General features: G+C 62.0%; 11 protein-coding genes. 6 read left to right on the forward strand and 5 right to left on the reverse strand.

What is annotated here, in order from left to right; genetic code table 11:
* The first annotated feature begins 151 nt into the window (after positions 1-151).
* The 4 genes from edd to H0Z09_RS11125 all read left to right on the forward strand — a co-directional run bounded on the left by edd (position 152) and on the right by H0Z09_RS11125 (position 5,279).
* Positions 152-1,978 carry a phosphogluconate dehydratase gene (gene edd, locus H0Z09_RS11110; RefSeq protein ID WP_076949793.1) on the forward strand — a complete coding sequence of 609 codons (1,827 nt, stop codon included), beginning with the start codon at positions 152-154 and terminating at the stop codon, positions 1,976-1,978.
* Positions 1,975-2,931 carry a glucokinase gene (locus H0Z09_RS11115; RefSeq protein WP_186690492.1) on the forward strand — a complete coding sequence of 319 codons (957 nt, stop codon included), beginning with the start codon at positions 1,975-1,977 and terminating at the stop codon, positions 2,929-2,931. The genes edd and H0Z09_RS11115 overlap by 4 nt, the downstream gene beginning before the upstream one ends.
* Positions 2,932-3,085: 154 nt before the next feature.
* Entirely contained in the window at positions 3,086-3,820 is a 735-nt protein-coding gene (locus H0Z09_RS11120) for a response regulator transcription factor (protein ID WP_015885655.1), read from the forward strand.
* Positions 3,810-5,279: an ATP-binding protein gene (locus H0Z09_RS11125; RefSeq protein ID WP_186690494.1), complete on the forward strand. Its 1,470-nt coding sequence runs from the start codon at positions 3,810-3,812 to the stop codon at positions 5,277-5,279. Before H0Z09_RS11120 ends, H0Z09_RS11125 begins: the two co-directional genes overlap by 11 nt.
* Before the next feature lie 122 nt (positions 5,280-5,401).
* Here H0Z09_RS11125 and H0Z09_RS11130 read toward each other — a convergent pair whose 3' ends face one another.
* Positions 5,402-6,331: an AraC family transcriptional regulator gene (locus H0Z09_RS11130; protein ID WP_186690496.1), complete on the reverse strand. Its 930-nt coding sequence runs from the start codon at positions 6,329-6,331 to the stop codon at positions 5,402-5,404.
* A 328-nt stretch (positions 6,332-6,659) separates the two neighbouring features.
* Between H0Z09_RS11130 and H0Z09_RS11135 the strand changes: the two genes are divergently transcribed.
* Both H0Z09_RS11135 and H0Z09_RS11140 read left to right on the forward strand, forming a co-directional pair.
* A complete protein-coding gene (locus H0Z09_RS11135; protein ID WP_076949789.1) occupies positions 6,660-7,001 on the forward strand; it encodes an antibiotic biosynthesis monooxygenase family protein in 342 nt (113 codons plus the stop codon).
* Between the two features lie 41 nt (positions 7,002-7,042).
* Positions 7,043-7,276 (forward strand): hypothetical protein, encoded by a 234-nt coding sequence (locus H0Z09_RS11140; RefSeq protein WP_238340224.1) that lies wholly within the window; start codon positions 7,043-7,045, stop codon positions 7,274-7,276.
* Between the two features lie 138 nt (positions 7,277-7,414).
* Here H0Z09_RS11140 and H0Z09_RS11145 read toward each other — a convergent pair whose 3' ends face one another.
* From H0Z09_RS11145 to H0Z09_RS11160, 4 genes are all read right to left on the reverse strand, one after another.
* Positions 7,415-8,047 (reverse strand): flavin reductase family protein, encoded by a 633-nt coding sequence (locus H0Z09_RS11145; protein ID WP_186690500.1) that lies wholly within the window; start codon positions 8,045-8,047, stop codon positions 7,415-7,417.
* A gap of 165 nt (positions 8,048-8,212) precedes the next feature.
* The gene (locus H0Z09_RS11150) at positions 8,213-9,532 is read right to left on the reverse strand and encodes an MFS transporter (RefSeq protein ID WP_076949785.1); all 1,320 of its coding nucleotides are present in this window, start codon (positions 9,530-9,532) and stop codon (positions 8,213-8,215) included.
* Between the two features lie 262 nt (positions 9,533-9,794).
* Positions 9,795-11,129, reverse strand: coding sequence for a sigma-54 dependent transcriptional regulator (locus H0Z09_RS11155; RefSeq protein ID WP_186690503.1), 1,335 nt, complete (start codon positions 11,127-11,129; stop codon positions 9,795-9,797).
* Positions 11,123-12,889, reverse strand: coding sequence for an ATP-binding protein (locus tag H0Z09_RS11160; RefSeq protein ID WP_186690504.1), 1,767 nt, complete (start codon positions 12,887-12,889; stop codon positions 11,123-11,125). Before H0Z09_RS11160 ends, H0Z09_RS11155 begins: the two co-directional genes overlap by 7 nt.
* Positions 12,890-13,350 lie beyond the last annotated feature (461 nt).

A 13,350-nucleotide genomic window follows, 5' to 3' on the forward strand; every position in this document is an offset into this window, starting at 1 on the left:
TTTTAGTGGCAATATTTTGTTCAATCTACAACGAGTGACCTGAATCAACTGGTCCGATGATCCAAACGACTCTCTGCCATCCCATGTGCTGCGGGCGTTTGATCAGCATAGACACTCAGGTCGCCACATCCGTTAGCCTGGAGTTCTACACATGCATCCCCGCGTCCTTGAGGTCACCGAACGGCTTATCGCCCGCAGCCGCGCCACCCGCGAGGCTTACCTTGCGCTCATTCGCGGCGCAGCCAGCGACGGTCCGATGCGCGGCAAGCTGCAGTGCGCCAACTTCGCCCACGGCGTGGCCGGTTGCGGCACTGAAGATAAAAATAGTCTGCGCATGATGAATGCCGCCAACGTGGCAATTGTTTCTTCATATAACGACATGCTCTCGGCGCATCAGCCGTACGAACACTTCCCGGAACAAATCAAGAAAGCCCTGCGCGAAGTCGGCTCGGTCGGCCAGTTCGCCGGCGGCACCCCGGCCATGTGCGACGGTGTGACCCAGGGCGAGCCCGGCATGGAGCTCAGCCTGCTCAGCCGTGAAGTCATTGCCATGTCCACGGCGGTAGCGCTGTCCCACAACATGTTCGACGCCGCGCTGATGCTGGGCATCTGCGACAAGATCGTCCCCGGCCTGATGATGGGCGCGCTGCGCTACGGCCACCTGCCGATGATCTTTGTACCGGGCGGGCCGATGCCGTCGGGCATTTCCAACAAGCAGAAGGCCGACGTGCGCCAGCGCTACGCCGAAGGCAAGGCCAGCCGCGAAGAGCTGCTGGAATCGGAGATGAAGTCCTACCACAGCCCCGGCACCTGTACTTTCTACGGCACCGCCAACACCAACCAGTTGCTGATGGAAGTGATGGGCCTGCACTTGCCGGGCGCCTCGTTCGTCAACCCCTACACGCCGCTGCGTGATGCGCTGACCCGCGAAGCCGCGCACCAGGTCACGCGCCTGACCAAGGCCAACGGTAACTTCACGCCGATCGGCGAGATCGTCGACGAGAAATCCATCGTCAACGCCATTGTTGCGCTTAACGCCACTGGCGGTTCCACCAATCACACGCTGCACATGCCGGCCATCGCCATGTCGGCGGGCATTATCCTTACGTGGGACGACATGGCCGACCTCTCCGAGGTGGTGCCGACCCTGTCCCACGTGTATCCAAACGGCAAGGCCGACATCAACCACTTCCAGGCGGCGGGCGGCATGTCGTTCCTGATCCGCGAGTTGCTCGAAGCCGGGCTGCTCCACGAAGACGTCAACACCGTGGCCGGCAAGGGCTTGAGCCGTTATGTCCAGGAACCGTTTTTGGTCGATGGCGAGCTGATCTGGCGCGACGGTCCCATCGAGAGCCTCGACGAAACCATCCTGCGCCCCGTGGCCCGTGCGTTTTCCCCGGAAGGCGGCTTGCGCGTGATGGAAGGCAACCTGGGGCGCGGCGTGATGAAAGTGTCGGCGGTAGCCCCGGAGCACCAAGTCGTCGAAGCGCCTGCGGTGGTGTTCCAGGATCAACAGGACCTGGCCGATGCGTTCAAGGCCGGCCAGCTGGAAAAAGACTTTGTCGCAGTGATGCGCTTCCAGGGCCCGCGCTCCAACGGCATGCCGGAATTGCACAAGATGACGCCGTTCCTCGGCGTCTTGCAGGACCGTGGCTTCAAGGTCGCCTTGGTAACGGACGGGCGTATGTCCGGCGCGTCGGGTAAGATCCCCGCCGCGATTCACGTCAACCCCGAAGCCCAGAGCGGCGGGCCACTGGCGCGGGTACGCGATGGCGATATTATTCGCGTGGATGGCGTGAAGGGCACCTTGGAGCTTAAGGTGGACGCCGAAGAATTTGCAGCGCGCACGCCTGCCACTGGCCTGTTGGGCAATAACGTGGGCGCCGGTCGCGAGCTGTTTGCATTTATGCGCCTGGCCGCCAGCTCCGCAGAGCAGGGCGCCAGCGCCTTTACCTGTGCTTTGGAGACGCTTAAGTGAAGTTAGCGCTGGTCGGTGATATCGGGGGGACCAACGCGCGTTTTGCGTTGTGGCGCGATCAGGCACTGCATTCGATTCGAGTGCAGGCCACGGCGGATCATTCCAGCCCTGAGGACGCGATCAAGGTCTACCTCAAAGGGGAAGGCCTGCACATCGGCGACATCGGCGCTGTCTGCCTGTCGGTGGCGGGGCCGGTGAGCGGCGATGAATTTAAATTCACCAACAATCACTGGCGCTTGAGCAAGACTGCGTTTTGCCAGACATTGCAGGTGGATGAACTGCTGCTGATCAATGATTTCTCGGCCATGGCCCTGGGCATGACCCAGCTCAAGCCCGACGAATTCCGCGTGGTCTGCGAAGGCACGCCGGAGCCCCTGCGGCCGGCCGTGGTGATCGGCCCGGGCACTGGCCTGGGCGTCGGCACCTTGCTGGACCTGGGCGCGGGGCGCTTTGCCGCGTTGCCAGGGGAGGGCGGACATGTCGACCTGCCCCTGAGCAGCCCTCGGGAAACCCAGCTGTGGCAGCATATTTACAGCGAGATCGGGCATGTCAGCGCTGAAACCGCCTTGAGCGGTGGCGGGTTGCCACGCCTCTACCGGGCGATCTGCGCGGTCGACGGCCATGCGCCAGTGCTGGAAACGCCCGAGGCCATCACGGCCGCAGGCCTGGCCGGCGACCCGGTGGCGATGGAAGTGCTGGACCAGTTCAGCATCTGGCTGGGCCGGGTGGCGGGCAACAATGTGCTGACCACTGGTGGCCGCGGCGGTGTGTACATCGTGGGCGGGGTGATCCCGAGGTTTGCCGACTTCTTTATCACCAGCGGGTTTACCAGAAGCTTTGCCGACAAAGGTTGCATGAGCGACTACTTCAAGGGCATCCCGGTGTGGCTGGTGACCGCGCCGTATTCGGGGTTGACTGGGGCGGGTGTGGCGCTTGAGCAGGCTTTTGCGTAGGGGCTGATGGCCTCTTCGCGAGCAAGCCCGCTCCCACATTCGACCGTATTTCTCCAGCTGGAATGGGATTGAATGTGGGAGCGGGCTTGCTCGCGAAGGCGGCCCTATAGGCGCCAGATGGTTTAAGCTTGGCCATAACAACAAGGAGGACCCCGTGAGCGTAATCAGTAAATCGATTCTCCTCGTCGACGACGACCAGGAAATCCGCGAATTGCTGCAAACCTACCTCAGTCGCGCCGGTTTCCAGGTGCGTGGCGTGCCGGATGGCGCCGGGTTCCGCCAGGCGATGAACGAGGCGCCCTGCGACCTTGTCATCCTTGATGTGATGCTGCCGGACGAAGACGGCTTCAGCCTCTGCCGCTGGATCCGCCAGCACCCGCGCCAGGCGCAGGTGCCGATCATCATGCTCACCGCCAGCTCCGATGAGGCCGACCGTGTGATCGGCCTGGAACTGGGCGCCGATGACTATATCGGCAAGCCCTTCAGCCCGCGTGAGTTGCAAGCGCGGATCAAGGCGTTGTTGCGCCGTTGCCAGTTTGGCCAGGAGCGCAGCAGTGGTGGCGACGTGCTGGTGTTTGATGAATGGCGCCTGGATATGATCAGCCACCGCCTGTTCCATGTGGATGGCGAAGAAGTCATCCTCTCCGGCGCCGACTTTGCCCTGCTCAAATTGTTTCTCGACCACCCGCAACAGATCCTTGACCGCGACACCATCGGCAACGCCACCCGTGGTCGCGACCTGATGCCGCTGGACCGTATCGTCGACATGGCCGTCAGCCGCTTGCGCCAGCGCCTGCGCGACACCGAAAAACCACCGAGGCTGATCCGCACCGTGCGCGGCAGCGGTTATCAACTGGCAGCCAGCGTGGTTGCCGGCAATGCCCATTGAACAGGTAACCGAACGCCGCCGACGTTTCCCCGTGCCGCGCTCACTGCTGGGGCGCATGCTGCTGCTGACGCTGCTGGCCGTGTTGTTTGCCCAGGCGCTGTCCAGCGTGATCTGGGTCTCGCAATTGCGTGCCACCCAGCTCGAAGGCCTGGTCACCAGCGCCCGCAGCCTGGCGCATTCGATGACCGCCAGCGCAAGTTATTTCCGTTCGTTGCCCGTGGCGTATCGCCCGTTGGTCCTCGACCAGTTACGCAGCATGGGCGGCACGCGTTTCGTCGTCACCCTGAACGACCGGCCACTGGACATGCAAATACTGCCGCAAACGCCGCGCAAACAAGCGGTGCTCGATGTGGTGGACGAAGTGCTGCGTCAGACCCTGGGGGGCGATGTGCTTATCTCGGTGGAGTTTGTCAGCGCCGAAGACCTGCGCATTTTCAATGCCGGCCTGAAGCTCGATGAGCTGCCGCGTTCCTGGGCCCACTACGCGCTGACCCTGGAGCCGGTGAACCCGCCGGTGCTGGTCACCCAGATCCAGCTCGCGCCTGGCGAATGGCTTTATATCGCCTCGCTGTTGCCCGAGCCCTACACCAGCCTCGAAGAACAGGGCCTGCCTTCCCAGCAAGTGTGGTTCATTGTGCTGACCAGCGGTTTCCTGTTGCTGTTTATCGGTTTGCTGGTGCACTGGCAGAGTCGGCCCCTCAAGCGCCTGGCGCGGGCGGCGCGGGACATGTCCCTGGGCGCCGATGTGGAACCGGTCGCTGAAGGCGGAGGCAGTGAAGTGGTGGAAGTGGGCCGTGCATTCAATGCCATGCGAGAGCGCATCAGCCGTTACCTCACGGAACGCAGCCAATTGTTCAGCGCCATTTCCCACGACTTGCGCACCCCGATCACCCGCCTGCGCCTGCGCGTGGAACTGCTCGAAGACGAAAACCTGCAAACCAAGTTCGGCCGTGACCTGGATGAGCTGGAGTTGCTGGTCAAAGGCGCGCTGCAGTGCGTGAAAGATACGGATATTCACGAGAACATCGAGCCGGTGGACCTCAATCATGTACTCGACTGCCTGGTGGAACCTTACGTGGCGCCCAATGGCAATGGCCGCGTCACCCAGTACGGGCGTGCATTGAGCGCATACCCGGGTAAACCACTGGCGCTCAAGCGTTGCATCGGCAACCTGATCGACAATGCGTTGAAGTACGGGCAGAACGCTCATCTGCACATCGAGGATGACGGCGCGCAATTCGTCCTGCACGTGGATGACGAAGGGCCTGGGGTTCCGGAGCAACGTCTGGAGCAGGTGTTCGAACCGCACTTCCGCCTGGCGGGGCAGCAACAGGGCTATGGCTTGGGGTTGGGGATCGCGCGCAACATTGCCCATAGCCATGGCGGTGAAGTGAGTTTGCAGAATTTGCGCGAGGGTGGGTTGCGTGTGACGTTGCAACTGCCGCGCGGCTTGGACTGAGGCCAGCTGACTAATTGTAGGAGCGAGCTTGCTCGCGAAAAACCAGAGAGCGCCGCAGTCCTTCAGGTTTCCCTCGTCATCGTTAACGATCTTCGCGAGCAAGCTCGCTCCTACAGTAGTCTCTAGATGCTTTGGCGCAACCGGGCCAGGTCTCTCAGGGGCGGCGCACCAAACAACCGGCTGTACTCCCGACTGAACTGCGACGGGCTTTCATACCCCACCCGATACCCCGCCGCCGACGCTTCCAGCCCTTCGGCAATCATCAACCGGCGCGCTTCCTGCAAGCGCAGTTGCTTCTGATACTGCAGCGGGCTCATGGCGGTGATCGCCTTGAAGCGATGGTGCAAGGTCGAGACGCTCAGGTTCACTTCCTTGGCCAGGTCATCAATGCGCAGCGGTTGCTCATAGTTGCGGTTCAACCATGTGATCGCCTGGCTGACTCGATGGCTCTGGCTGTTGGCCACGGCTATTTCATACAACCGGTAACCCTGCGGGCCCCGCAGCAAGCGGTAGAGGATCTCGCGGTTGATCAGCGGCGCGAGCATGGCGATGTCTTTGGGTGTGTCCAGCAGACGCGCCAGGCGCAGCACGGCGTCGAGCAGTTGATGGTCGATGCGGTCGACGTACATGCCACGCGAGGTCGGGCGCGACGGCACGCCCATGGGCCCGGCCTCGGCAATCAGCGCGGTGAGTTGGGCCGGGTCGATATTGATGCGCACTGACAGGTTGGGGTTTTCCGGCGTAGCCTCGATGACCCGCCCGGCCACGGGCATCGCCACCGAAAACACCAAGTAGTTGAGCGGATCGTAGGCAAAGATCTCGTCGGCCAGGCGCACTTCCTTGCTGCCGTTGGCAAGAATGCACAGGGCAGGCTCGACCAGCACCGGCATGAAGTCGCGCGGTGTGTTGTGGCGGTTCAGAAACAACGCGGTGATGGCCGTACCGTAGGAGCCATCCTCCCAGGTATGCCGTTGCACGATGCCGGCGAGTTCGGCGCGCTGCTTTTCCATCTCGGCATCGAGGGGGATGGCTTTAGGGTCGGGCGACGGCATGGAGCGTCCTCTGCGGGCTACTTCGATGGGTTCAGCTTAGCGGCGGCTTTTCAAACAGTGTTACGTCGATTCTGCACAATCCTTGCCTGATCCTGCGACCTATCGTGAATCAGGCAATCGTGACGCCCGTCATCTCCCTGAAACAAGGCGTTGGCCCGTGGAATAAAACCGGCTGCCAAACGTCTTCTCTACGCTTCTCGCAGGATTGTGCAATAAGCCGGCAGAAATCGACTAACCGCGCCCCGACCCGCGCCGTTATCGTTGATCCTGTGGCAACACACCCCCACCAGTGCTTGCCGAGCATCACTTCTCAACGGGAGAGTCGAACATGTCCACCCCCATTCCCGCGAGCCATATGGCCTTTATCCGCGCCCGCACCGGGTGCAGCACCGAACTCGGTGCACGCTTGAGCAGTTTGATCGAACCGGGCCGTCAGGCTCAGGGTTGCCTGCAATTCTCGTTGCAGCATTCCCAGGTCGACCCTGATGTGTGGTTGGTCACAGGTTTGTGGAGCAGCGAGCAGGCGATGAGCGCCTACTTCAGCTCGCCCGCCCTGATGATCTTTACCGAGCTTCTGAACGACATGGTGGTGCGCAGCATGGATTTCCAGACGTTCACCGATGCATCCGCCGCCCATGCCTATGGCGAGTACCTGCAACTGGCCGGTTAGGGTTTAGAATGGCCGACTTTCCATTGGCCAGGACCTGCAACATGGCACGTAAACAATTTGCCCACCACGAAGTCGTTTCCGCCGTAGTACCGGGGGAGGATGGCTACAGCGCTGCTGTCGCCGTCAAGACCCTGGATGGCATGGGTGCACCGCGGTTTCACAAGATCCTTGAAGGGCAGAAGTTCAAGACCGCGTCCGCTGCCGATGATGCGGCCACCGTGGAGCTGGAGCGATTGGTCGATGTGGACGAAGAGGGTCAGTTGACCTGGGCCTAAAGACGGCGATGATAAATGTGGGAGCGGCGGTGCGACGACTCGACTTGCTCGCGAAAGCGGTGTATCAGTGAATACATCTTTAACTGAACCACCGCATTCGCGAGCAAGCCCGCTCCCACAGTTTTGATTGCATTGCAGTCAGGGTTTGGTGGCGCCTGGACGATACATCTTGAACAGCGCCTCAGGCCCCAGTTGGAAGTAATCCGCCGGGCCGCCGCCACGCAGGATCGGCTCGGCGGCGGCAGTGTCGTAAATGCCATCCTTGAGCAGCCACTTGGCAATATGCACCGCGACCACCTCGCCGAGCACCAGCCAGCTTGGCACCAGCGCTTTGTCGGCACGTTGCAGCTGGATGATCTGCGTCACTTTGCACTCGAACGACACCGGGCTTTCGCCGACGCGCGGTACGCCAACGATTTTCGAAGCCACCGGCGTCAGGCCGGCCAACTTAAACTCATTCACCTCTGGCGATACGGCCGCGCAGCTCTGGTTCATCTGCTCGGCCAGCGGGCGGGTGGCCAGGTTCCACACAAACTCGCCGGTCTGTTCGATGTTGTTCAGGCTGTCTTTGCGCCCGACACTGGAAAACCCAATGATCGGCGGAATGTAGTTGAACGCATTGAAGAAGCTGTAGGGCGCCAGGTTCAGGCGGCCCTCGCTGTCGTGCGAAGAGATCCAGCCGATCGGCCGGGGACCGACGATGGCGTTGAACGGGTCATGGGGCAGACCGTGGCCGTTGGCGGGTTCGTAGAAGTGGATATCGTCGGACATGGCCTGTTCCATACTCGGTTCTGGGGGGCGCATCATAACCAATGTGGGAGCGGGCTTGCTCGCGAATGCGGTCTGTCAGTCAAACCATCTGTGACTGATCCACCGCATTCGCGAGCAAGTCGAGTCGTCGCACCGCCGCTCCCACATTTTTACCGCCTCAGACCTTTAGTCCGTGGTGATCCGCGAGTGCTTGCGCGTGTCCTTCATGGTCACATACACCACCAGCGACACCGCGATACACGCAGTCACATACCAGTAGTAGCCGGTTTCCATGCCGATGCTCTTGAACCACAGCGCGATGTATTCAGCCGTGCCGCCGAAGATCGATACGGTCAGGGCATACGGCAGGCCGACACCCAAAGCACGGATTTCGGTCGGGAACAGCTCGGCTTTCACCACCGCATTGATTGAGGTATAGCCGCTGACGATGATCAGCGCGGCCATGATCAGAAAGAACGCGCCCCACCAGCTCTGGATGGTATGCAGGGTGGTAAGGATCGGCACGGTGAACAGCGTGCCGAGGATGCCGAAGGCGATCAGGATTGGCCGACGGCCGACTTTATCCGACAGCCCGCCGACAATCGGTTGCAGGCACATGAACAGGAACAGTGTCGCCGCCGAGATGGTGGTGGAGTCGGAAATGCTCATGCCGACGGTGTTCACCAGGTATTTCTGCATGTAGGTGGTGTAGGTGTAGAAGGCCAGGGTGCCGCCCATGGTCAGGCCGACCACGGTCATCAGCTCCTTGGGGTGGCGCATCAAGGTGCGCATTGCGCTTTCCTTGGCTTTTTCCTTCTTGGTGAACGACTCGGTTTCTTCCATGCCGCGACGCAGGTACAGCGCGACTACGGCACACAGGGCACCAATGGCGAACGGGATGCGCCAGCCCCAGGCGTACAGCTGTTCGGTGGTCAGGGTTTGCTGCAGCACGATCAGCACGGCCAGCGCGATGAGCTGGCCGGAGATGAGGGTCACGTACTGGAAGCTGGAATAGAAACCACGACGTTCCTTGGTTGCCATTTCGCTGAGGTAAGTGGCGGAGGTACCGTACTCGCCCCCGACCGACAGACCTTGCAGCAAGCGCGCAAACACCAGCAGGATCGGTGCACCGATACCAATGATTTCGTAGCCTGGGCTCAGGGCAATCAGCAGCGAACCGAAGCACATCAGGTAGACCGAGGCCATCAGCGCTTTTTTACGCCCGACCTTATCGGCATACAGGCCCATCAGCCAGCCGCCGATCGGGCGCATCAGGAAGCCTACGGCGAAGATCGCGGCGGTGTTGAGCAATTGAGCGGTGGTGTCGCCTTTGGGAAAAAAGGCCTTGGCGAAATACAGCGAGAAGGCGGCGTAGACATACCAGTCGTACCACTCGACCATGTTGCCGACCGATCCGCTGAAGATCGATTTGATCCGGCTGGAAGTAGTGCGCGCTTTTGCCGGCGCAGCCGCCGACCCCAGAGGCAGGGAGTTGGAGTTATCCATTGAAGGATCCTTCATCTAATTGTTTTTGTGGAGCGTGCTTGAGCACTGCCTGGCTTGGGCTATAGCAGGAGCTGTGCCAGGTGGGTGAAGGCCCGGAATAGAAGGGTTACAGGATTTTTTTAAGCGGATAGTTGCCGATGATTGTTAGGTGGTGAGCGGGAATCCGCTTATGGCGACTGGCGCCATCGCAGGCAAGCCAGCTCCCACTTTTGATGTGTGAACACCGTCGAATGTGGGAGCTGGCTTGCCTGCGATGGCGGCCTCAAGGTTGCTGGAGAAACATCTCCCGCACCAACCCATGCCGCTGCATTTTTTCATTCAGCGTCCGGCGCGGCAGTTGCAGCTCGGCCAGCACCGCCTTGATATCGCCTTTGTGCCGAGCCAGCGCGGCTTTGAGGCAATGCGCTTCGAACGCTTCCTGCTGCGCCGCCAGGGATTGTCCGGCCTCGACGCCCTCCGGCTCCGGCTCGGCAAGGCCGAGTACCTGGCGCTCGGCGACGTTGGCCAGTTCACGCACGTTGCCCGGCCAGTCATGGCCGAGCAGGCGCCCCAGTTGCACCCCGCTCAAGGGCTCGACGCTGCGACCCAGGCGCTCGGCGGCGCTCTGTGCAAAGTGGTCGAACAGCAGCGGGATGTCTTCGCGGCGCTCACGCAAGGGCGGCAGGCGCAATTGCGCGACGTTCAAGCGGTAGGCCAGGTCTTCACGAAAGCGACCGGCGCGGGCCTCGTCCAGCAGGTCCGGCTTGGTGGCGGCGATGATGCGCAGGTCCACGTGGATGCTCTGGTTGGAGCCCAGCCGTTCAAGTTTCTGTTCCTGCAATACGCGCAGCAGCTTCACTTGCTGGGCCAGCGGCATGCTTTCGATTTCATCGAGAAACAGCGTGCCGCCGTGAGCGTATTCGAGTTTGCCGATGCGCTTGCCCTGGGCGCCGGTGAACGCGCCGCTTTCGTGGCCGAACAGCTCGGCCTCAAACAGTTGCTCGGGGATCGCCGCGCAGTTGAGCGCCACAAAGTGTTTCTTCGCCCGTGGGCCGAAGTCATGCAGGCAACGGGCGACCAGCTCCTTGCCGCTGCCGGTCTCGCCACGAATCAGCACGTTGACCGGCAAGCTCGCCAATTCCAGGACCTGACGGCGCAGGGTCTGCAGCGCTCGCGACACCCCCAGAAGGGTCGAGTCCAACTGCGCACGATGGTCGGCCTGTTGGTGCAGGCGACGGTTCTCCAGGATCAGCCCGCGCTTGTCCAGGGCGCGGCGCAGGCTGTTGAGCAGGGCGTCGGGGCTGAAGGGTTTTTCCAGGAAGTCGTAGGCACCGTCGCGCATGGCTTCAACCGCCATTGGCACATCGCCGTGGCCCGTCAGCAAAATCACCGGCAAATCCGCATCGCGGCGCTGCACTTCGGCCAGCAGCTCCAGGCCGCTCAGCCCCGGCATGCGCACGTCGCTCAGGATCACGCCGGGAAAGTCTCTGGGCAGCTGCGCCAGGCATTCCTCGGCACGGCTGAACAACTGCACCGCGAACCCTGACAAGCTCAGCCACTGTTCGACGGCCGTGCGGATGCTGGCTTCGTCATCGACCACAATCACCGCGTTCAACATAGGTCGGGTGTCTCCAGCGCAATAGGCAAGGTCAAGGTGAATTGCGCGCCGTCCCCGCGGTTGCCGGCGATCAGGCGACCGCCCAATTCGTGCACGATAGCGTAGGACACCGCCAGCCCCAAGCCGAGGCCATCACCCACGGGCTTGGTGGTGAAGAAGGGGTCGAACACACTGTTGAGGTGTTCGTCGGCAATCCCGCCGCCACTGTCGCTGACGCTGAGTTGCCACAGCTGTTCATCGGCATGCAGGCGGATCTCCAGGCGTTTGCGCGGCTTGTCGGCCATGGCGTCGAGCGCGTTGCGCAGCAGGTTGATCAGCACCTGCTCCAGGCGGATCGCGTCGCCGCGTACCCAGGCGGGGCGGGTCAGGTCGAGCACAACGCCGATGGCTTCATCGCGCAGGCGTGCATCGAGCAGCTGCAGGGACTGATCGACCACCGTGGCCAAATCCAGACGTTCGCGCAGGCCACTCGGGCTTTTGCGCGCGAAGGTCTTGAGATGGCCGGTGAGCGCGGCCATGCGGGTGAGCATCTCGTCCAGTGGCGTGATGGCCTTGTAGGCGTCGTCGACGCGGCCGTGATCCAGCAGCAGGCGCAAGGTGGCGAGCTGCATGCGCTGCGCCGTGAGCGGTTGATTGATCTCGTGGGCGAGGGCGGCCGACATTTGCCCCAGCGCCGCCAGCTTGGCCGATTGCACCAGGCCGTCCTGGGCGGTGCGCAGTGCCTGGGTACGCTCTTCCACCAGTTGCTCAAGCTCTTCGCGACTGCGCTGACGCAAGCGGGCCAGGCGCCAGCGTTGGGTCAGGAACAGCACCAGGAACACCAGCGCCAGCCAGGAGCCGGCGGCGGCCAGGCCGGCGTTGCGTTGGTCCTCGAAGGCAAACTGCGGTTTGCGCAGCAGGTGCAGGGTCCAGCCTTCAGCCTTTAACGGCAGGGATTCCCAGATGTAATTGGCGTTGCCATCCGGGCCGTTGACGCGCATCAGGTTGCTGTTTTCGTCAAAGCGTTTCAGCGCCTGCATCTCCAGCGCCTGCAGGTATTTTTTGTCGTATTGGCGGGTAGCCTTGAGTTCGGCCAGGTCGTCGGCCGACAACGGCCGCAGGTTGCGATAACGCCAGCCGGGCTGATTGGCGATAAATACGATGCCACGCGCATCGCTGACCATCAGCAGGTCATTGCCCTGGGCCCACTCGCGCTCAAGCTCGGGGAACTCCAGCTTGACCACCATGGCGCCAAGGAACTGCTCATGCTCATCCAGCACCGCGCTGGACAGGAAATACCCCGGAATGCCGGTGGTCACACCCACCGCATAAAACCGCCCGGTGCCCTGGCTCAAGGTCTGGCTGAAATACGGACGGAACGCGTAGTTGTGCCCCACATAACTGCTGGGCAAGTTCCAGTTACTGGCCGCTACGGCCAGGCCGGTGCGGTCCATCAACTCCAGGGTGGAAGACTGTGCGGCGCCGTTGATGCGTTCCAGCTTGCGGTTGAGCAGGTCCTGGGTGGCGGCATCCAGCGGGCCTTTCAAGGCATTGATCATCTCCGAGTCCAGCGCCAGTACGGCGGGCAGGGCGCGGTAGCGTTCGATCAGGGTGTGCAGCGAGTTGGCGTACAGCGCGAGCTGCTGATTGGCGCGGGCGGCGTCGTCCACCAGGGCCTGGCGTTCGGCATGGCGCGTGGCCAGGGCGGCAGCCAGCACGGCTCCGGCGATGATCAGCAGGGAATAGAAGGTCAGGCGCAGGGGGCGAGGGATCACGATCATACGGTGATGGACAGGCGCGGGAAGGGGAGAGCACCATAGCATGACCCGCTCGAATCCTGTGGCGAACCCGGTCATGTGGGAGCTGGCTTGTCGGATCGCCGCACCGCTGCGATGCAGGCGCCTCGGTTTTTCTGTTGCACCGAGGTGATGCCATCGCAGCATGGGTATCTACACAATTTTCAACGGTGTGTGGCGAGGAGCTTGCTTGGCGGCCTTCGGGCCGACCGTTTTTTTTGGGTTTGACCGAGTACATATCCGTTGCTGCGGTAACGGCGGCTTAGGGTTCCGCCCTTACGGCGGGTCACTTTTTGAAGAGCGCAAAAAGTAACCCAAAACGCTTCGCCCCACCACTCGGTGCCTCGCCTAGGCTCGGCATGCCCGTAATCCGACATTGATTTGGGGGGCCGCCGCCACGCGCCATCCATGGCGCGGGGCGGCTAAACCGGCGTCCTGCCGGTTTA

It is taken from the genome of Pseudomonas sp. SWRI18 (genome assembly GCF_014268345.1).
Lineage (GTDB): Bacteria > Pseudomonadota > Gammaproteobacteria > Pseudomonadales > Pseudomonadaceae > Aquipseudomonas > Aquipseudomonas cedrina.

Coding starts and splice junctions, on each gene's coding strand:
- H0Z09_RS11145 (WP_186690500.1), bottom strand. CDS start 8,047: ATGTCCGACGATATCCACTTCTACGAACCCGCCAACGGCCACGGTCTG.
- H0Z09_RS11155 (WP_186690503.1), bottom strand. CDS start 11,129: ATGTTGAACGCGGTGATTGTGGTCGATGACGAAGCCAGCATCCGCACG.
- H0Z09_RS11140 (WP_238340224.1), top strand. CDS start 7,043: ATGGCACGTAAACAATTTGCCCACCACGAAGTCGTTTCCGCCGTAGTA.
- H0Z09_RS11130 (WP_186690496.1), bottom strand. CDS start 6,331: ATGCCGTCGCCCGACCCTAAAGCCATCCCCCTCGATGCCGAGATGGAA.
- H0Z09_RS11160 (WP_186690504.1), bottom strand. CDS start 12,889: ATGATCGTGATCCCTCGCCCCCTGCGCCTGACCTTCTATTCCCTGCTG.
- H0Z09_RS11150 (WP_076949785.1), bottom strand. CDS start 9,532: ATGGATAACTCCAACTCCCTGCCTCTGGGGTCGGCGGCTGCGCCGGCA.
- H0Z09_RS11135 (WP_076949789.1), top strand. CDS start 6,660: ATGTCCACCCCCATTCCCGCGAGCCATATGGCCTTTATCCGCGCCCGC.
- H0Z09_RS11125 (WP_186690494.1), top strand. CDS start 3,810: ATGCCCATTGAACAGGTAACCGAACGCCGCCGACGTTTCCCCGTGCCG.
- edd (WP_076949793.1), top strand. CDS start 152: ATGCATCCCCGCGTCCTTGAGGTCACCGAACGGCTTATCGCCCGCAGC.